This window comes from Candidatus Baltobacteraceae bacterium (genome assembly GCA_036559195.1).
In the GTDB taxonomy this organism is placed as follows: Bacteria; Vulcanimicrobiota; Vulcanimicrobiia; order Vulcanimicrobiales; family Vulcanimicrobiaceae; genus JALYTZ01.
Window position 1 is genome coordinate 16,923 of record DATBTN010000058.1, and the last position, 18,843, is coordinate 35,765.

17 protein-coding genes are annotated in these 18,843 nt (G+C 64.0%); 7 read left to right on the top strand and 10 right to left on the bottom strand.

What is annotated here, in order from left to right; all coding sequences use genetic code 11:
* Positions 1-6 precede the first annotated feature (6 nt).
* Genes VIG32_09160 through VIG32_09185 form a run of 6 tightly spaced genes read right to left on the bottom strand, consistent with a single transcriptional unit; the run spans position 7 to position 6,675 of the window.
* Positions 7-411 (bottom strand): hypothetical protein, encoded by a 405-nt coding sequence (locus VIG32_09160; protein HEY8298176.1) that lies wholly within the window; start codon positions 409-411, stop codon positions 7-9.
* A gap of 13 nt (positions 412-424) precedes the next feature.
* On the bottom strand, positions 425-1,720 hold the full coding sequence (locus VIG32_09165) for an amidohydrolase family protein (protein ID HEY8298177.1): 1,296 nt from the start codon (positions 1,718-1,720) through the stop codon (positions 425-427).
* A 4-nt stretch (positions 1,721-1,724) separates the two neighbouring features.
* Entirely contained in the window at positions 1,725-2,951 is a 1,227-nt protein-coding gene (locus tag VIG32_09170) for an amidohydrolase family protein (GenBank protein ID HEY8298178.1), read from the bottom strand.
* The gene (gene hutU / locus VIG32_09175) at positions 2,939-4,597 is read right to left on the bottom strand and encodes a urocanate hydratase (GenBank protein HEY8298179.1); all 1,659 of its coding nucleotides are present in this window, start codon (positions 4,595-4,597) and stop codon (positions 2,939-2,941) included. Before hutU ends, VIG32_09170 begins: the two co-directional genes overlap by 13 nt.
* Positions 4,594-6,153 carry a histidine ammonia-lyase gene (hutH, locus tag VIG32_09180; protein ID HEY8298180.1) on the bottom strand — a complete coding sequence of 520 codons (1,560 nt, stop codon included), beginning with the start codon at positions 6,151-6,153 and terminating at the stop codon, positions 4,594-4,596. The genes hutU and hutH overlap by 4 nt, the downstream gene beginning before the upstream one ends.
* 42 nt (positions 6,154-6,195) lie before the next feature.
* Positions 6,196-6,675: a hypothetical protein gene (locus tag VIG32_09185; protein ID HEY8298181.1), complete on the bottom strand. Its 480-nt coding sequence runs from the start codon at positions 6,673-6,675 to the stop codon at positions 6,196-6,198.
* Positions 6,676-7,094: 419 nt separating this feature from the next.
* On the opposite strand from VIG32_09185, the gene VIG32_09190 reads away from it, so the two are divergent.
* Positions 7,095-8,357 carry a GAF domain-containing SpoIIE family protein phosphatase gene (locus VIG32_09190; protein HEY8298182.1) on the top strand — a complete coding sequence of 421 codons (1,263 nt, stop codon included), beginning with the start codon at positions 7,095-7,097 and terminating at the stop codon, positions 8,355-8,357.
* A gap of 4 nt (positions 8,358-8,361) precedes the next feature.
* On the opposite strand, the gene VIG32_09195 is transcribed toward VIG32_09190, so the two are convergent.
* Positions 8,362-9,120, bottom strand: a complete 759-nt coding sequence (locus VIG32_09195; protein HEY8298183.1) for a WYL domain-containing protein — start codon at positions 9,118-9,120, stop codon at positions 8,362-8,364.
* 324 nt (positions 9,121-9,444) lie between these two features.
* Positions 9,445-11,058 carry a hypothetical protein gene (locus VIG32_09200; GenBank protein ID HEY8298184.1) on the bottom strand — a complete coding sequence of 538 codons (1,614 nt, stop codon included), beginning with the start codon at positions 11,056-11,058 and terminating at the stop codon, positions 9,445-9,447.
* 41 nt (positions 11,059-11,099) lie between these two features.
* On the opposite strand from VIG32_09200, the gene VIG32_09205 reads away from it, so the two are divergent.
* The 4 genes from VIG32_09205 to mtnC are packed head-to-tail and all read left to right on the top strand — an operon-like array spanning position 11,100 to position 13,474.
* A complete protein-coding gene (locus VIG32_09205) occupies positions 11,100-11,549 on the top strand; it encodes a MaoC family dehydratase (protein HEY8298185.1) in 450 nt (149 codons plus the stop codon).
* Positions 11,550-11,583: 34 nt separating this feature from the next.
* Positions 11,584-12,207, top strand: a complete 624-nt coding sequence (locus VIG32_09210; protein HEY8298186.1) for a methylthioribulose 1-phosphate dehydratase — start codon at positions 11,584-11,586, stop codon at positions 12,205-12,207.
* Entirely contained in the window at positions 12,204-12,767 is a 564-nt protein-coding gene (locus VIG32_09215; protein ID HEY8298187.1) for a hypothetical protein, read from the top strand. The genes VIG32_09210 and VIG32_09215 overlap by 4 nt, the downstream gene beginning before the upstream one ends.
* Positions 12,764-13,474: an acireductone synthase gene (gene mtnC, locus VIG32_09220; GenBank protein HEY8298188.1), complete on the top strand. Its 711-nt coding sequence runs from the start codon at positions 12,764-12,766 to the stop codon at positions 13,472-13,474. Before VIG32_09215 ends, mtnC begins: the two co-directional genes overlap by 4 nt.
* Positions 13,475-13,803: 329 nt before the next feature.
* On the opposite strand, the gene VIG32_09225 is transcribed toward mtnC, so the two are convergent.
* Positions 13,804-16,305 carry an ATP-dependent Clp protease ATP-binding subunit gene (locus VIG32_09225; protein HEY8298189.1) on the bottom strand — a complete coding sequence of 834 codons (2,502 nt, stop codon included), beginning with the start codon at positions 16,303-16,305 and terminating at the stop codon, positions 13,804-13,806.
* Positions 16,306-16,447: 142 nt separating this feature from the next.
* Positions 16,448-16,903 (bottom strand): hypothetical protein, encoded by a 456-nt coding sequence (locus VIG32_09230; GenBank protein ID HEY8298190.1) that lies wholly within the window; start codon positions 16,901-16,903, stop codon positions 16,448-16,450.
* A gap of 72 nt (positions 16,904-16,975) precedes the next feature.
* Between VIG32_09230 and VIG32_09235 the strand changes: the two genes are divergently transcribed.
* Both VIG32_09235 and VIG32_09240 read left to right on the top strand, forming a co-directional pair.
* Positions 16,976-17,287, top strand: a complete 312-nt coding sequence (locus VIG32_09235; protein HEY8298191.1) for an iron-sulfur cluster assembly protein — start codon at positions 16,976-16,978, stop codon at positions 17,285-17,287.
* Positions 17,284-18,837 carry an acyl-CoA carboxylase subunit beta gene (locus tag VIG32_09240; GenBank protein HEY8298192.1) on the top strand — a complete coding sequence of 518 codons (1,554 nt, stop codon included), beginning with the start codon at positions 17,284-17,286 and terminating at the stop codon, positions 18,835-18,837. The genes VIG32_09235 and VIG32_09240 overlap by 4 nt, the downstream gene beginning before the upstream one ends.
* Positions 18,838-18,843 lie beyond the last annotated feature (6 nt).

Consider the following 18,843-nt stretch of genomic DNA (forward strand, 5'->3'; position numbering starts at 1 on the left):
CGGCCGTTACGGCGTCGGCGTGGGGTTCGCGTATTCCGATCCGGCCGAGGATTTTCCGCGATGATGGCCCATGGCGCCGGCGGAGCCGGCGAGATGGTAGCCCGCTGCCGTAGCGGCCGACGGACACATGTACTGGCCGTGCGCGGTCTTACCGTAATACGGATCTCCGGCTTCGTGATAGGCCTTTGACTTGAGGTTCACCCAAACCGGTTTGACCGCGCCGCAGTTGAGCGCGGCGGCGTTCATGGCGCCGCCGGTCGTCGGGGCCATCGCGCCGGCGGTCGACGGGGCTTGCGCGGAATTGGTGGTCGTGTAGGTCGAGCTGGTCGTCTTCTTACCGCCGCATCCGCTCAGCACGACTGTGGCGAGCATCGCGACGGCCGCAATGCGGGAAATCGTAGTCGTATTCACTGCCAGGCCCTCCTTAGTGTAAGGTCAACATCTCAGTCAAAGCCGAAAGTTCCTGCGCCGCGCGCCGCGCGAGCGCGCTGCGTTCGCCGGTCCAGACGAGCGCGCCGCGCACGAAGGTCTGCCGAACCCACGCCGATTCCGCACGATACACCAATCCGCTGCACGCGGGCGACCATGGGTCGAGTCCGCGCGCGTCGAGCACTGCGTAGTCGGCGTGGAACCCCGGCGCAAGATCGCCGGCGCGAACGCCGAGCGCGCGCGCCCCCTGAGCGGTTCCCAAATCGAAGGCGGCCGCGGCGCCCAGCGCGCTTCCGTCGAGGTGCGCGATCTTCTGCAAGAGTGTCGCCGCGCGCATCTCGTCGAGAATCGACGGTTTCACGTCGGCGTCGGTCCCGAGTCCCATCGTGACGCCCAGCGCCTGCAGACCGGTCACGTCGCAGATGCCGTCGCCTAAGTACTGGTTGGTCATCGGATTGTGTACGACGCGGGTCCCGCGCGCCGCAAGCAATCGCTTCTCGTCGGCGGTTAAGTAAATCGCGTGAATCGCGACCAGCCGATCGTCGAGCACGCCGAGCCGATCGAGCAGCACGATCGGCGTGGCACCAAACCGCTCGAGCGTTTGCGCACCTTCGTACGCAGCCTCGGCAACGTGCAGGTGCACGAGCACGTCCCGCTCTCGCGCGAATGACATCGCGGCGCGAATCATCTCGTGCGATGCGGCGTGCAGCGAATGCGGCGCGACGCAGATATCGACGTCTGGATGCGCGTCCATCAGCGTTCGCGTGCGGGAGGCCGCTTCGTCGATCGTCTCGCGAAACGCCGGAGGCGCGTAGTCGGCGTCCATCCACGTGCGCGCGAAGACGATGCGAATACCCGTATCCGCTGCGGCCCGCAGCGCGGCCTCCGCGCGATCGTTGCCCATGCCGTTGAGATAGAAGAATTCAGCGACCGTGGTGATACCGGCTGCCAGCATCTCGTCGAAGGCCGCTACGAAGGTCCAGTAGATCTGTTCGGGCGTCAGCGACGGAACGACCTTGTAGAGCGCGTCGCTGCGCCAGCGATCGAACGGCAGATCGTCCGCCCAACCGCGCAGTAATATCTGATAGGCGTGGCTATGTCCGTTGATAAAGCCCGGCACGACGATCGCGTCCTCACCGTGATCGTGCTGCAGGGCATCCCCGAACCGCGCGTGCAGTTCGCCGTAGCTCCCAGTCGCAACGATCGTGCCGCCCTCGATTGCAAACGCGAAGTCGCGCCGCTCGACGCCGCCAACGAGCGCCCGCGCGCAACGAACGAGATCCTTCGTCATGGTGTCATGCAACGAGCTTTCCGCGGCGGACGACGGCGGCGGCGAGGTTGCCGCCGAATTGCCAGCCGAACTCGTCGAGCGACGCGATTTGCAGGACGACGAAATCGGCGGTCGCGCCGGCGCGCAGAACCCCGGCGTCGACGCGCAGCGAACGGGCTGCGGCTCGCGTTACGGCGTAGAGTGCTTCCGCCGCCGTTAGTCCGAAGAGTTTTCGCCCGAAATATGCGACGGTCTGCAGATTGAAGCAAGGCGACGTGCCGGGATTGTAATCGCTGGCGAGCGCGACCTCGCCGCCGGCATCGAGCAGGGCGCGAACGGGCGCGCTTTGCGGTAGATCGAGATAGGCGATCGTCGCGGGGCAGGCGACGGTCACGATCTCGCGCGCGACGATCGCACGCACGTCTTCGTCGCGGATGTAGTTGCAATGATCGACGGCATCGACGCCGAGCGACGCGGCCATCTCGGCGGCGCCGCCGAAGGCCATCTCGTCGCAATGCACGCGCAGCCGCAGGCCGTGGGCGCGCGCCGCCTCGAGGTAGCGCCGCGTCTGCTCCGGCGAGAACCAGCCGGGCTCGCAAAACGCGTCGGCATAGACGGCGCCGTGCGCGCGCGCTACCGGCAGACATTGGTCGATCAAATAGTCGACGAACTCGACCTCGGTACGAAACTCCGGCGGCAGCGCATGCGCGCCCAAGAACGTGGCGATCAGGCGGGGCAGCCCAGCTTCGTCGGCGTGCGCCGCGATCAATGCGAGCAATTCGTTCTCGCCGGGGGCGTGCAGCGCGTACCCGGTCTTGGTCTCGAGCGTCGTCGTTCCGTGCGCGAGCATCAGCCGCAGACGCGATGCGATCGTCTTCCAAAACGCCTGCGGACGCTCGAGCGCTTTGCGCGTTTGCTCCACGGTGTAAAGCATGCCGAGCGGCGCCCGCTCGCCGCGTTGGCGCGCCGCGAAATCCGGTTCGCGATCGCCGGCGAAGAGCGGGTGCGCGTGCGCGTCCACGAAGCCCGGTACGATCGTGCATGCGCCGAAATCCAGCGTCTCGACATCGCGCTCGCTCGACGCTCGCGCCTCGATCTCGGCGCGCGCACCCAGCGCGAGGATCGTCTCGCCGCGCATCAGGATCGCGCCGTCCTCGATGCGGCCGAGCCGCTCAAACGTGACGCCGCTCTGCGCGGCGTCGGTATCGCAGGAGAGAATCGTCCGCACGCGGACGAGCGTCAGAGCCGCCAATCGATACCCGTTTCGTCGGCGGTTTCGATCGCGATCTCGTATCCGGCATCGGCGTGCCGCACGACGCCCATGCCGCAATCGGTTGCGAGCACGCATTCGAGCCGCTCGCGAGCAAGCTCGCTGCCGTCGGCGACCACGACCATGCCCGCGTGCAGACTGTAGCCGATACCGACGCCGCCGCCGTGATGGAACGAGACCCAGCTCGCGCCGGCGGCCGTGTTGAGCAGCGCGTTGAGGATGGGCCAATCTGCAATCGCGTCGCTGCCGTCCTTCATCGACTCCGTCTCGCGATACGGCGACGCGACGCTTCCGGTATCGAGATGATCGCGCCCGATGACGATCGGCGCCTGAAGTTCGCCGTTCTTAACGAGTTCGTTGAAACGCAGTCCCGCTTTCGCGCGATCGCCGAAACCCAGCCAGCAGATGCGCGCCGGCAGTCCTTGGAAGGCAACGCGTTCGCGTGCGAGTTCGATCCAGCGTTTGAGTTTTTCGTCGTGCGGAAAGAGCGCCAAAAGCTCGTCGTCGCAGCGTTGGATATCGGCCGGATCGCCCGAGAGCGCTGCGAAGCGAAACGGGCCAGAGCCTTTGCAAAAGAGCGGTCGTATAAACGCCGGCACGAAGCCTGGAAAGTCGAACGCCCGTTCGACGCCCGCGCGTTGCGCCATCGCGCGAATGTTGTTGCCGTAGTCGAAGACGACCGCGCCGGCATCGAGAAACCGCAGCATGGCGTTGACGTGATCGGCAACCGTCGCGAAGGCTCGGCGCTCGTACTCCTGCGGATCGCGCACGCGCAACGCAGCGGCCTCATCGAGCGAGAGTCCCGCCGGCACGTACCCGTTGATCATGTCGTGCGCGGAGGTTTGGTCCGTCACCGCATCCGGATGCAGACCCGCGGCGAACAACGCCGGGAATTCGGTGCCCGCGTTGCCTTCGTATCCGATCGAGCGCGCGGTTCCGCTCTTGCGCGCCGCTTCCACTTCGCGCAGCGCGCTTTCGCGCGAATCGACGACGACGTCGAGGTAACGCAACTCTCGACGGCGTTCCAAACGCGCGCGATCGACGTCGACTACGAGCGACACGCCCTCGTTCATGGTAATCGCGAGCGGCTGCGCCCCGCCCATGCCGCCGATTCCCGCGGTTAGACAGACGCGTCCTTTGAGCGATCCGCCGAAGTGTTGGCGGGCTAGCTCCGCAAACGTCTCGTAGGTGCCTTGCAGGATACCTTGCGTTCCGATGTAGATCCACGAGCCGGCCGTCATCTGGCCGTACATGATCAAGCCTTGCGCCTCGAGCTCGCGAAACGTCTTCCAATCGGCCCACTTCGGAACGAGGTTCGAGTTCGCGATCAGCACGCGCGGCGCGCGCGCGTGCGTTTTCCACACGGCGACGGGCTTGCCGCTCTGCACGATCATCGTCTCGTCGTTTTTCAAACGTTTGAGCGTGCGAACGATCGCGTCGAACGCCTCCCACGAACGCGCCGCGCGTCCGTTGCCGCCGTAGACGACTAAGTCGTCGGGACGCTCCGCGACGTCGGGATCGAGATTGTTCTCGAGCATGCGCAGCGCCGCTTCCTGCTCCCATCCCAAGCACGCGAGCGTCGTGCCGCGCGCGGCACGTACGGTACGAGGGCCGGCAACCGCGCTCACGCCGCACCTCCGACCAGCGGCGTACCGATCGCGCTCTCGGCGGCTCGCACGAGCGCACCGGAACGGATGAGCGCCCGCGCGGCTTCGATATCGGGGGCCGGCGAGCGGTCGTCCGTCCATGGCGCGATCCGTGCGCGAGCGACGCCGTAGGCGGCGCCGGTCCCCACGCCCGATGCGAGCGGACGGCGAAAATCGGTCGCGACCAGCGCGCCTAGCAACTCGCACGCCAGCGATGCTTCGACGTTGGTAAGCACGCGATCCAGGTTGGTAGCGGCGGTCATGCCCATGCTGACGTGATCCTCTTGTCCGGCCGAGGTTGGAATCGAATCGACCGAGTTGGGCCACGCGAGCCCCTTGTTCTCCGATACGATCGCCGCGGACGTGTATTGCACGATCATCAATCCCGATTGCAATCCGGAGCGTCCGGTCAAGAAGAGCGGCAACCCGCGTTCTTCGGCGTTGAGCAGCAGATAGAGCCGGCGTTCGCTGATTCCACCGATCTCCGCGAGCGCGATCTTCAGCAGGTCGCACGAGAGCGAGACCGGCTGACCGTGAAAATTGCCGCCGGTGAGAAATTCGTCGTCGTCGGGAAAGACCAGCGGGTTGTCGGTAACGGAGATCGCCTCGATCTCGATTACCCGGCGCGCGTGCGCCGCCGCGTCGCGCACGGCGCCGTGAACGACGGGGATGCAGCGATACGAATACGGGTCCTGCACGCGGCCGCAGTCGCGATGCGACTCCATGATTTGCGAGCCTTGGAGCAGCGCGCGCAGATTGTCGGCGACGCGCACTTGTCCGGGATGCGGACGCAGCGCGTTGATACGACGGTCGAAGACCCGATCGGTTCCCAAGAACGCCTCAAGGGACATCGCGCCGATAATATCTGCATTTGCAAGCAGACGTTCGGCTCGCAGCAGCGCGAGCGAGGCGATGCCCGTCATCACCTCGGTCCCATTAACGAGCGCTAGCCCTTCCTTCGCCCCGAGTTCGATTGGCGTTAGTCCGGCGAGCTCGAGCGCACGCGCGCTCGGCATACGCTCGTCGCGATAATACGCTTCGCCCTCACCGATGAGCGTCAGCGTCATGTGCGCGAGTGGTGCGAGATCGCCGCTCGCGCCGACCGAACCTTGGCGCGGAACGACCGGCGTGATGCCGTGATTGAGTATCGCGATCAGGAGATCGAGCGTCGACTCGCGGATCCCCGAATGGCCGGCGGCGAGCGAACTGACGCGCAGCACGCCGGCCGCACGAACGAAGGCCTCGGCGAGCGGTTCGCCGGTCCCGGCGGCGTGACTGCGCACGAGATTGACCTGCAGTGCGGCGGCGTCTTCGGGTGCGACCATAACGTTAGCCAGGCGGCCGAACCCGGTCGTTATCCCATAGATCGCGTCGCCGTTGCCGAATTTTTCATCGACGACTCGGCGCGCGTTAGCGACCCGTTTGCGAGCCTCCGGCGTGACGCGAACCTGCGCGCCGCCCTCGGCGATGTCGCGGATCGTTTCGAGCGCGAGGTGCTTGCCGTCGAGATCGACGGTGGGAAGAGCCGTGGTCGTCATAGACGGATACTTCCGGCCACGGGGTTGGTCGCCTTTCTTCGATCAGGGCCAGTTCGGGCGCACAGGCTTCGCAAGCGGCGGAGCGGCTTGAATGACGATCTGTTCGCGATCGCGCAGGACGATCGCCCGTGGATCCGCTCCGTGCCAGGGACGTCCGTTGACCACGATCGACAGGCGCGCGCCGCGCGCGGCGCGGACCGCACCCGCCCGGGTCCAACTCAATTGCGGGCCCCAGATGTCGAAGAACTCGCCAAGCGTGAACGCACGTTTGACCGGCGACTCGATATGAATGATCCCATTGGCCGAGTGCGTGTGCACCCAATACAGGCAGCCCGCATCGACCGGGATGCCGATGGCGGCCGGAATCTCGAGCGGGCGGCCGTGGTTGAAGATTTGCAGATCGGCATGGACGTGCTGCGCCGCACCCTCCGACGCGTCGCACCGAATCCCGTCGACCGGCGCGCCGCCGAACATGCTTTGCGCGACGATCGCCGCAATTCCTAAGAGCAACTGGAGCTTCATCGCAACCTCGTCAATGGTGGAAAATGGGGATAAGCGCGGGCCGCGCTGTGCATAAAAAGACTTTCTTGTGGAAACCCTGTGGGTTGCGCGAGCGCCCCCTTGAAACGTGTTTTTCGCGGTGCTACCATGCAATCACTTCGAGTCAATCAATCGAGAACATTCGAAGTGCGATGAACCTACCGTCGCGATTGGGCCATGTTGACGATGCAGTCGCACGTCGGCGATCCGAGTGGAACGATCGAACCGTCCGTGGGTGTCAGTAGGGCTTCTTCACCGGAGCCAAACAGGCCGAGACGAGATGCGTGAGTATGTATGTCAAGGGCCGTCGGTTTTACCGGCGGCCCCTGATGTTTTCCGGGAGCCTCGTCCTCTTCTCTAAAGATGAGACGGCTCACTAACGGGGAACGTCCTTTGGAACGATGCACGGCGCTCCAACGTCAACCGGCGGCGACCCTATTCTCGATGTCGAGAAAGAGCGTCTCGCGGCCGTTCGGCGATACGCCGTCCTCGATACGCCGCCCGACGGGGCCTTCGATCGCGTCACGGCGTTAGCGGCACAATTCTTCAACGTGTCGATTGCGCTGGTCACGATCGTCGACGAAGATCGGATCTGGTTTAAATCGCGCTACGGGCTCGACGACGTCTCCGAAATTCCGCGCGACCCCGGCCTCTGCGCCTCGGCGATCTGCCGCGACGAGCCCTACATCGTCGAACGCGCACTCGAAGATCCGCGAACGCTTGCCAACCCGCTGGTTGCCGGAGAATTCGGGCTGCGGTTTTACGCGGCCGTTCCGCTCAAGACGGTTGACGGCTTCAATCTCGGTACCCTCTGCATCATCGATCGGGCGCCGCGCGAGATGCGCCGTCGCGAAGAGATCGAAGCACTCGAAACGTTCGCCAAAATCGTCACCGATCAGCTGGAGATTCGTCTCGCCGCCATCCGCACGGTTGCGGCCGAGCGTGCGGTATATCGACACGTGGCAGATACATTGCAGAGGGCCTTGCTTCCCGAATCGATGCCCGCGATTGCGAACGTTGAAATCGACGCCGTCTATCAAGCCGCGGCTACGGAGGCCGCCGTGGGTGGAGATTGGTACGACGCCTTCGCTTTGAACGGGCGCGAAATCGTCCTCTCGATCGGCGACGTCGAGGGGCACGGACTGGAGTCCGCGGTCGTCATGGGAAAAGTACGGCACGCCCTGCGCAGCCTTGCCTACAAAGAGTCATCGCCGTTCGGCCTGCTTCGCGATCTCGATGCCTTTCTGCGTCGTGAAAACCCGCACGTTATGGTCACGGCCTTCATCGCGCTGCTCGACGCGGCGACCGGCACGCTCTCGTATGCGAATGCGGGCCATCCGCCGCCGTTTCTGCGCCGCGCGAACGGCGAGATCGGCACGCTGGAAATCGGGGGCTTGCCGCTGGGGATGCGCGAGGCCAACGAACCCGCGCAACGGCGAATCATCCTCACCTCGGGCGACCTGCTCGTGCTGTATACCGACGGGCTCACGGAATCTAGCCGCGACCTCACCGCCGGCGAGCAGCGCGTGCGCGATCGGCTTGGCGCCGCGGACATGGCCGCGGATGCGACGCCCGCCCAGAGTCTCGCTTCTTCCATCATTCCGAACGGCTCGCACGACGACGCCGCAATTCTCGCCGTGCGGTTTACCGGCCGGAGCGCCTAACCCGTTACTTTCGCGTGAGTTCGTATTTGCTTGCGACTTCGGAGAGCAGCATGCGCACGCGATCGCGCAGCGCCGCCGGCGCGAGAATCTCCGCCTGCGCGCCCCAGCCAAGGACCCAACGGGCCAGCTCGTCCGCATCGGCGACGCGATACGCAATCTCGACCGATCCGTCGGGTCGCCGATCGATCGCGCGGTCGGCGACGACCCGCGCCGCGACCGCAGCCTTCGCCACGCGGGGGGCGAAGCGCACGAGCACTTCGATCGTCGCATCGCTATGCAAGACGCCGCTGATCGACGCCGCAGCGTACGATTCCACGTTGAAACTCGCCGGCTTTACGAACGTCTGCGCGAGCATCGTGAGTTCGCTGACGTTATCGACGGCAAACGTTCGCTTATCGCGCCGCGCGTGATCGTAGGCAACGCAGTAGACGCGGCCGGCGCTGACGATAAATCCATAGGGATCGGCGCTGCGTTTGGTGCGCGTTCCCTCTTTGTCGTTATAGGTGAAGCTCACACTGCGCGCGCTTCGTTCGGCCGACGAAAGCAGCGCGAACGCGCGCTCGCCCTGTTCGTCGAGGCGGATCTCACCCAGCCGGAAGGCCACGGGCGAGGGCGCATCCACGCGCTCCTTGACGCCGCGCCCCGACGAACCGACGAGTTTGGCGGTCACTTCGTCCACATAGGTCCCGATCGCGCCGCCCAGACTCGCGCTGATCGCTCGTAATGCCACCAGACCGAAGAGTTCGCTGCTGTTGAGCTCCAAGCGCTTGAGGCTGTAGCCCTCGGCGAAGCGATAGGTATTGGTCGAGCGATCGAAATACCACGGAAAGCCCGCATCGGCGAGAATTGCCAGATAGCGGCGCAGGCTGCGCGTGCTCGGGCGTCGATCCCCGTCGGCGATGCGGTCCTTGAGATCCTCGAATGAAAACCGGCCCTCGTCGATCGCATTTAATAGGCGGACTAGCAGAACGATCTTCGGCTCATTCGTCCGTTCTATGGCCGTATCTCCGCAAGGAAAAGACAGAAGATTGTATACACCTAGACCCTATTGTGCCAAACCGATGGCGTCAGCGCCATCAAAACGGCATCAAAACACCGGGGCGGCCACCGGTTTAGGGAAGCACCCATCCGGCGCACCGATCGGCGGGGCCGTCGTGGCCGGTGGAGTGGCCGTCACGCCCACCTCGACCGGGTAGCTCGAACCGCCGTCGGTCATGGTCAGAACGGTGCTTGCCCGATGCTCGCCCGGACCTAGCGGTGGCAGAGCGGCGATCAAATAGCGATTGGGAACCCGCGTGCACCCGACTTCGTGCAGCGTTCCATCGACCAGAAAGCTGCTGCGCAGCACGCCTCCTTGCGGCGTTTCGTAGAGATAGAGCGAGACGGGCGCGGCAGTTGGGTTGTCCAACGTCAGGTCGATCCGGTGCAGCACGCCGTAATCGCCGTAGTCGTGCCCGGGCGCGTTCGGATCGGCGCTCGGCGGCGTCGTCGCGCCGTACCGCGCGAACACATCCTGGCCGCCGGCCCGATAGGTGAGCTGGTCGACCCCGTACCCGGCGAGCGCGAAGACGCCGGTGCGGTGATGGCCGTCGCCGGGAAGCTGCGGCTGGTCGAGGTACGGCGCAATCTGCGAGACCGGGGGAGTGAAGCCGGCCGGCAGCGGCGGTACCGCGAGCACCGTAACGGTCACCGCGCCGCCGCTCATCACGCGCAGATCGACGTTTCCGGCTACGCCGTCGAGACGCTGCATCTTCAAGTCGTGCACGAGATACGGTTCGGTCTGCGGAAGATCGACGATCGTGCCTTCGTTCTGAGGTTTCGTTAGAAGAAAATTCTTCGTGACCGCGTGCCCGACGCTTAGCACGTCGATGTTCGGCCCCGCCGTCGAGTCGATCACCTGCACCGATGTCGGGTCTTGAGAAACACCGGAAAGAACGAGCAGCAGATCGTGCGGATCCCCGCCATTCTCATGGTAGTAGTACAGCCGAGTCGGCGTACCCGGCGCGATGCGGCCGCGGTAGAGCACGCCGGCGGCGTCGACCTTCTCCGGATCGTCGTCGTAAAACAACACCGGCGGCGCAAAACCCGATGCGACGATATTTTCCACCGAAACGTTGGTCGTGCCGCTCGCGTCGTAGTACGCATCGCCGCCGGGAATTTGGACGGGCACCGCGATCGCCGCGACCGAGCCCGGCGGCAGGCTCGGCGGGAGCGCGTACCCCGCAAATTGCGCCGTCAGACCCGGCTGCACGAGCGTTGCGCGCCCGAGCGCCTGCGCGATTTGCGTTTGCAGCCATGCCGGATCGAGCGGATCGCCCGTCACCTTGAGCGTGACCGACGAGGCGATCGTTCCCGCGTCGTACGCGTTGCGCACCGGAAGATCGATCGCCGCACCGGCAGCGTCGCTGACGTGCAGTGTCGCGCGACCGGTCTGTTGCGTGCCTTGCAGCGTAATCGTGTGGTTCGTCTGATCCACGTTTGCCGTTGCCACGGCCGCATCGAGCGTCGCGCTTAGCGCACCCGTCGCATTCGAAATCGCGACGACGACCGGCGGCTGCCGCAAGCCCGCAGGGTGAAGATTCGCCAATGCCGGTTGTGCGATCAACACCGACGGCGATGCGAGCGGCGAGGGAGCCGGCGACGGCGACGCTTGCGCCGGCGTCGCTTGTGCGAGTGAAAGGACGAATGCGAGAGAGAACATCGTGGGCAGGTTCGTTTCGGCGGTCGAGAAAACCGCCGGGGATGGCACGCTACTTCGAAGACTTTGCGATCGGCGATTCGTTCGATACGGCGAGCGCGACGATCGGCGCGGACGATCTGCTTGCATTCGCTCGCACGTTCGATCCGCAGCCGTTTCATCTCGATGCGGCGGCCGCGGCGAACGGACCGTTCGGCGAACTGGTGACGAGCGGTTGGCACACGGCTGCGGTAACGATGCGCTTGCTCGTTGAAAGCCGCGTGCTCGATGCGACCGGAATCGTCGGCCTCGGTATCGACGAACTTCGCTGGCTCGCGCCGGTGCGCCCCGGCGATACGCTGCGCGCGCGCATGGAAGTCGCGTCAAAAACGCCCTCGAGCAGCGGAAAGCGGCGCGGTGTGATGCGCGTACGCATTACCGTCCGCAATCAGCGCGACGAGCCGGTTCTAAGCGAGATCGCGATTCTCACGGTCGCCGGGCGACCGATCGCGTAGGACTCCACGCGACTCGCTGTGGTATCGTAGCCTCATGACCGAATCGCCCGACGGCATCGCCGTCGAGATCCTCGCACAGATTGCCGGCGCCGGCCGGTTTGCCGCAACCCGCGGATGGGTGCCGGCAACCGGCGGCAATTTCTCGTGCCGGATCGACGAACGTTCGATTGCGATCACGCGCTCGGGTGCCCCGAAAGACGCGCTGACCGCGGCCGACATCGTACGCGTCCCGCTCGACGGGCCGCTGCCGCCGGGGATCTCCGCGGAGTCGCCGCTGCACCTCGCGCGTTACCGTTCGCGGGCCGCGATCGGGGCGGTGCTGCACGTCCATTCGGTCGCGAGCACGGTGCTCTCGCGGCTGCACGCCGATGAAGGCGAGGTCTCGTTGTACGGCTACGAAATGCACAAAGCGCTCGAAGGCTTCGCGACGCACGAAAGTTCGGTCCGCATCCCGATCTTCGGCAACCGCCAGGATACGGCGGCGCTCGCCGAAGCGATCGAGCGGCGGCTCGGGAATCGCAACGAGACGCCCGGGTATCTGCTCGCCGGGCATGGGCTGTACGTCTGGGGCGCGAGCATGACCGATGCGAGGCGTCATCTCGAGGGGCTCGAATTTTTGCTGGAATGCCACTTGGAAGAACGGAGATTGACACGATGACGTTGACGGCGACTACGACGCGACTTCGCGTTTACGACGAATCGGACGCATCGAAAACGCTGCTCGAGACGACCGACGGCGACGAGATAGCGCGCAGCTTGCAGGCGATCGGCGTGCGCTTCGAACGCTGGGCCGCCGACGCGGAGCTTCCGCCGGGGGCGAGCCACGACGCCGTCATAGCGGCGTATCAACGTTCGGTCGATCGCCTAAAGGCCGAGTGCGGCTATCGGGCCGTCGACGTCATCCGCCTCGAACGCGGCACGCCCGATACCGAACCCATGCGGATGAAATTCCTCAAAGAACACCAGCATTCGGAGGACGAGGTTCGCTTCTTCGTTGAGGGCAGAGGCGCGTTCTATCTGCGAGCCGGCGGCAACGTCTTTCAAACGATCTGCGTGCGCGGCGATCTCATCAGCGTTCCCGCCGGCACCAAGCACTGGTTCGATATGGGAGCGGATCCGCAGTTCACGGCCATCCGGCTCTTCACCAACGCCGACGGCTGGGTCGCGCAGTTTACCGGCGACCCGATCGCGGAGCGTTTTCCCCGCCTCGACGCGTGACCGAGGTCTTTCGCGCGCGCGCAGTTCTTACCGATATCGAGGGCACGACCGGGTCGATCGCGTTCGTGAAGGACGTGCTCTTTCCGTATGCCGATTCGCATCTCGACGATTACGTCGCGCGCAACGCCGGCGACCGGGCCGTTGCGGAGGTGCTGCGCGACGCCGCGCTCGAGGCCCGCATCGATCCGAACGAGCGCGACGCCGTACTCGCACAACTGCACGAATGGATCGCGCGAGACGCAAAAATCTCACCGCTCAAAACGCTGGAAGGTTTTATCTGGGCCGACGGCTATCGCGGCGGCGAGTTGCGCGGTCATATCTACGACGACGCCGCCCAAGCCTTGCGCGCGTGGCACGCGCGGGGATTAGCGCTCTACGCGTACTCCTCGGGATCCATCGCGGCGCAAGAGTTGATCTTCGCGTACAGCGTGGCCGGCGATCTGCGAGCGCTCTTTAGCGGGTTCTTCGATACGACCAGCGGCAGCAAACGCGAGCCTGCGTCCTACGCCGGCATCGCTCGCGCGATCGATCTCGCGCCGGCAGAGGTCCTCTTTCTCTCGGACAGCGCCGCCGAACTCGACGCCGCGCAAGGCGCAGGCATGCAGGCCGTTCAACTCGCCCGCCCCGAGGACGGAACGCACCCAAGCCCAACACATCGCTCGGTTACGTCCTTCGCGCAACTCCTACTCGCCGATCCGGCGCATTAACAAGGCACGCGCTTTTATTACGGCGAGCCGATCGAAGCACAAGTTCGCCGCCCTTCGACAAGCTCAGGATGACAAGAGCGCATCCTTGTCATGCTGAGCCTGTCGAAGCATGAGCCTGTCGTCCTTCGACAAGCTCAGGATGACATGGGGGCGCATCCTTGTCATGCTGAGCCTGTCGAAGCATGAGCTTGTCGAAGCATGAGCCTGTCGTCCTTCGACAAGCTCAGGATGACATGGGGGCGCCGCATCCTTTTTTTGTCATGCTGACAAGGGGGCGCCGCATCCGTTTTTGTCATGCTGAGCGGGGGGCGCACCCTCTTTTGTCAGGGTTAGGTTGTGGCGTGTTCGGTTGGCGGGGGGGCGGGGGGTGGTGGGACGGACGGGATTTTGCTGAATTTGAGTTTCTCCGGGTTGTCCGGATTGATTTCGGCGAGGATGTGATCGCCGGCTCCGAAGCGGCCGCGCAGCATCTCTTCGGCGAGTTCGTCTTCCACTTCGCGCTGAATCGCGCGACGCAGCGGACGCGCACCGTATTGCGGATCCCAGCCTTTTTTCGCCAAGAGCACCTTCGCGTCTTCGGTGACTTCGAGATACATCTCCTGAGCGCGCACTTCGCGCGTGACCTTCGCGAGTTCCAGGCTGACGATCTCTTCGATCTGCGGACGTGTGAGTTGATGGAAGACCACGACTTCGTCTACGCGGTTGAGGAACTCCGGCCGGAACGTGTGCTTGACTTCCTCTAGCACCTTGTTCTTCATCCGCTCGTAGCCTTTGGACTCGTCTTCTTCGGTGTTCTTTTGCGTTCGGAAGCCAATGTCGGTCATCGTCGTCATGCCGGTCGCGCCGACGTTGCTCGTCATGACGATCACGCAGTTTTTGAAATCGACTTGGCGGCCTTGCGAATCGGTCAAGCGCCCGTCGTCGAGGACTTGCAAGAGCAGGTTGAAGACGTCGGGATGCGCTTTCTCGATTTCGTCGAGCAGTACGACGGCGTAGGGACGGCGGCGCACCGCTTCGGTGAGCTGACCGCCCTCTTCATACCCGACGTAACCCGGAGGGGCTCCGACCAAGCGCGAGACCGCGTACTTCTCCATGTACTCCGACATATCGATGCGAATCATCGATTCCGAATCGTCGAACAAGAACTCCGCGACGCTGCGCGCCACTTCGGTCTTGCCGACACCGGTTGGACCCAGGAAGATGAACGATCCGATCGGGCGGCTCGGACTCTTCAAACCCGCTCGCGCCCGGCGGATCGCGCGCGTGATGACTTCGATCGCTTCGTCCTGGCCGATCACGCGTTTGTGCAGAGACTCCTTCATGTTGAGAAGCTTCTCGGTTTCGGCCTGCGCCAAGCGGCTGACGGGAATCTTCGTCCACGAAGAGACGATATGCGCGATATCTTCCTCGGTGACTTTGAGTACGCGGTCGCTCTGCGCGCGTTTGTCTTGCCACTCTTGCTCGAGACGCGACTTCTCGAGACGCAGCTTCTCCTCGCGATCCCGAATCGACGCGGCCTTTTCGAACTCTTGCGACTTTACGACCGACTCTTTTTCGGCGATCACTTTACGCAGCGCGGCTTCGACTTCGCGCACTTCCGGCGGCGGCAACGTGGCCTGCAAACGCACGCGCGACGAGGCTTCGTCGATCAGATCGACGGCTTTGTCGGGTAAGAAGCGATCGGTGATATAGCGATCGCCGAGCTTGGCGGCGGCCGCCAGCGCCTCATCGGTGATCGTCACCTTATGGTGCGCTTCGTACCGGTCGCGCAATCCTTTGAGAATCTCGATCGTCTCTTCGACCGTCGGTTCGCCGACCATAACCGGCTGGAAGCGGCGTTCGAGCGCCGAGTCCTTTTCGATGTGTTTGCGGAATTCGTTGAGCGTGGTCGCGCCGATGCACTGCAGCTCGCCGCGCGCGAGCGCGGGTTTGATGATGTTGCTGGCGTCGATTGCGCCCTCGGCAGCGCCCGCGCCGACGAGCGTGTGAAGTTCGTCGATGAACAGGATGATCTCGCCGGCCGCGCCGCGGATCTCGTCCATCACGCGCTTCATGCGCTCCTCGAACTCACCGCGATACTTCGTACCGGCAACCAGGCCCGCGAGATCGAGCGTGATCACGCGTTTGTCGCGCAGCGGTTCGGGGATGTCGCCCTTGATGACGCGCTGTGCCAAGCCTTCGGCGATCGCTGTCTTGCCGACGCCGGGCTCGCCGATGAGCGCGGGATTGTTTTTCGTACGGCGCGAGAGAATCTGAATGACGCGTTCGATCTCGTTAGCGCGCCCGATCACCGGGTCGAGTTTGTTCTCGCGTGCGAGCACCGTGAGGTCGCGGCCGTAGGCATCGAGCGTCGGCGTCTTCGATTTGCCCTTGGGCGCCGGCGGCTGCCCTTCGGCTCCGAGCAGCGAGGTCGTCTGGACGCGGACTTTGGCCGGGTCGACGCCGAGATTGGTCAGCACGCGCGCGGCTACGCCCTCGCCCTCGCGAATGAGGCCCAGCAGCAGATGCTCCGTGCCGATATAATTGTGATTGAGCTGACGCGCCTCTTCGAACGCGAGTTCGATGACGCGCTTCGCGCGCGGCGTGAAAACCATTTCCTGTTGAACCGTTTGGCCGCCCCGGCCCACGATCGCTTCGACCTCTTGGCGGACTTTGGCTAAGTTGACGCCGAGCGTCTCCAGCACTTTGGCCGCAAGGCTCTCGCCCTCGGAAATGATCCCGAGCAAAATATGCTCGGTCCCGATGTAGTTGTTACCGAGACGTTGAGCCTCTTCTTGCGCCAGTACGATGCTGCGGCGCGCTCGCTCGGTAAACGGTTCCCACATTGACATGGTCTACTTTAACTCCTCTTGTCCGGTCCACACCTTTACGGGATAGTACTACCTATACCCGTTTGGAGTTGCTTCGGCAGTGTAGATTCCGTATAACAACAACGTTCGCGCGACGGTTTCCAAGACACGATCCTCCGAAAATTTATAGGGAAAATCGAAGACCGAGGAAGCCGGCGGTCGCGCCGCCGTCGGATGTCGCGCGGTAGAGTCTCACCTCTATAGCGGTGTGTTTTGCGATCGATTTGCCCGCGAATACCGTGAGAATGGGTCCTTCGGTCCGGTCACCCGAGAGATCCCCGACGCCGGCACCCGCTCCAATATATGCCCCGCCGTAGCCGCCGCCGGTAAATCCGCGAATCTCGGCGGTCGCCGCGTAGCCGCCTTGCTTGGTAAGCGGTACGAGCAACGACCCTTGCAGTTCCAGCGGGAAGGCCGGGATCGAGGCGCCCGAACTCACGATGACGGCGCCGCCGGCGGTCGATGGACTGTTCTGCACGAAGCCGCCGCCGGCGACCGAGACCGTAGCGCGGGCCGGGGCGCAGAACAACATCCCGGCGAACAAAACGCCGGGGACGCCCAAACACCAGTTGGCTCGCATGGCGCATGCTTTAGCCAAAACGAGTGGAACTCTTGCGGGCAGTTACCGATTTGGAGAAGCAGGAGGTTCCCCGTGCCAACCGTCGATCAGGTGCGCGATGCGCTCAAAGATGTTAAGGATCCCGAACTCGATATGGGCGTTCTCGACCTCGGACTCATCTACGACGTCAGCGTCGAGGGCGAGGCGAGCGAGCACGTTACCGTCGTGATGACCCTCACGTCGCCGATGTGTCCGGTCGGCCCGATGTTCAAGAAGTCCGTCGAAGATAAAGTGAAGTCGGTCGACGGCGTGAAGACCGCAACGGTCGATATCACGTTCTCGCCGCCGTGGGATCCCAAAGAGATGGCTAGCGACGATGTAAAGATGGCGCTCGGCATCTGGTGAAGTCGCACGAAGAAAAGTACGCCGAACTTTTAGGCAAGCGTCGATCGGCGCTGGCGCCGGCGGGCGAAGCCGCCATCGAAAAGCAGCACGCACGCGGAAAGCGGACGGCCCGCGAACGGGTCGATGCGCTGGTCGATGCCGATTCGTTTATCGAACTTGACGGATTCGCCGTGCACCGTACCACGGCGTTCGGCCTCGCCGACAAAGAGTTTCTCGGCGACGGCGTCATTACGGGCCGCGCGACGATCGACGGCCGTCAAGTCTTTCTCTTCTCGCAAGACTTCACGGTGCTGGGCGGATCGCTCGGCGAAGTCTTCGCCGAGAAGATCTGCAAGGTGATGGATCTCGCGGTGCGGACCGGCTCACCGATGATCGGCATCAACGATTCCGGCGGCGCGCGCATTCAAGAAGGCGTGGTCAGTCTCGGCGGATATGCCGAGATATTCTGGCGCAACGTCCAAGCCTCGGGCGTGATTCCGCAATTGAGTTTGATCGCCGGTCCGTGCGCCGGCGGCGCGGTCTACTCACCCGCAATCACGGATTTCGTGATCATGGCCGAACGGATCGGCCAGATGTTCATCACCGGTCCGGAGATCATCAAGACGGTGACCGGCGAGGACGTGAGCTTTGAAGAACTCGGCGGCGCGACCACGCACGCGACGAAGAGCGGCGTCGCACATCTCACGGCGAGCGACGAAGACGAAATGGTCGAGCTGACCAAAACGCTGCTGGGCTATCTCCCGCAAAACAACCTCGAGGATCCGCCGCGCTACGCCTGCGACGACGATCCGGCGCGCCTGGTGACCGAACTCGACGATATCGTTCCCGACTCGCCCAACAAACCGTACGACATGCACGCGGTCATCCGGCCGGTGCTCGACAACGGCGATTTCTTCGAAATCGCGCCGGCGTACGCAACGAACATCATCACCGGTTTCGGTCGCGTGAACGGTCAGAGCGTGGGCATCGTCGGTAACCAGCCGAACGTTTTGGCCGGCGTGCTCGATATCAAGAGTTCGATCAAGGCCGCGCGCTTCGTACGCTTTTGCGACGCGTTCAACATTCCGTTGGTCACGTTCGTCGACGTGCCCGGCTTTCTGCCGGGGACCGATCAAGAGTATGGCGGCATCATCACGCACGGTGCCAAACTGCTCTATGCCTTCGCCGAAGCGACGGTTCCGAAGATCACGATCATCACGCGCAAGGCGTATGGCGGCGCTTACGACGTTATGGCGTCCAAACACATCCGCGCCGACGTTAACGTTGCGTGGCCCACGGCCGAGATCGCCGTCATGGGCGCCGAAGGGGCGGTTAAAACGATCTTCCGCCGGGAGATCGCCGCGGCAGCAGACCCGGCCGCGAAGATGCAGGAGCTCATCGACACGTACACCGAGCGCTTCGCCAATCCGTTCATCGCGGCGCAGCGCGGATACGTCGACGACATCGTCGAGGCGCGAATGACCCGCCGCGTCATCGCGAAATCACTCGAGATGCTCGCGACAAAACGCGTGGAGCGCCCCAAGCGCAAACACGGAAACATTCCACTCTAAGCACTC

What these genes read in the sequence shown, in the direction of transcription:
- VIG32_09215 (HEY8298187.1), top strand. Translation starts at nt 12,204, where the DNA reads ATGACGTTGACGGCGACTACGACGCGACTTCGCGTTTACGACGAATCG.
- VIG32_09205 (HEY8298185.1), top strand. Translation starts at nt 11,100, where the DNA reads ATGGCACGCTACTTCGAAGACTTTGCGATCGGCGATTCGTTCGATACG.
- VIG32_09190 (HEY8298182.1), top strand. Translation starts at nt 7,095, where the DNA reads ATGCACGGCGCTCCAACGTCAACCGGCGGCGACCCTATTCTCGATGTC.
- hutH (HEY8298180.1), bottom strand. Translation starts at nt 6,153, where the DNA reads ATGACGACCACGGCTCTTCCCACCGTCGATCTCGACGGCAAGCACCTC.
- VIG32_09230 (HEY8298190.1), bottom strand. Translation starts at nt 16,903, where the DNA reads ATGCGAGCCAACTGGTGTTTGGGCGTCCCCGGCGTTTTGTTCGCCGGG.
- VIG32_09225 (HEY8298189.1), bottom strand. Translation starts at nt 16,305, where the DNA reads ATGTCAATGTGGGAACCGTTTACCGAGCGAGCGCGCCGCAGCATCGTA.
- VIG32_09185 (HEY8298181.1), bottom strand. Translation starts at nt 6,675, where the DNA reads ATGAAGCTCCAGTTGCTCTTAGGAATTGCGGCGATCGTCGCGCAAAGC.
- VIG32_09200 (HEY8298184.1), bottom strand. Translation starts at nt 11,058, where the DNA reads ATGTTCTCTCTCGCATTCGTCCTTTCACTCGCACAAGCGACGCCGGCG.
- VIG32_09210 (HEY8298186.1), top strand. Translation starts at nt 11,584, where the DNA reads ATGACCGAATCGCCCGACGGCATCGCCGTCGAGATCCTCGCACAGATT.
- VIG32_09165 (HEY8298177.1), bottom strand. Translation starts at nt 1,720, where the DNA reads ATGACGAAGGATCTCGTTCGTTGCGCGCGGGCGCTCGTTGGCGGCGTC.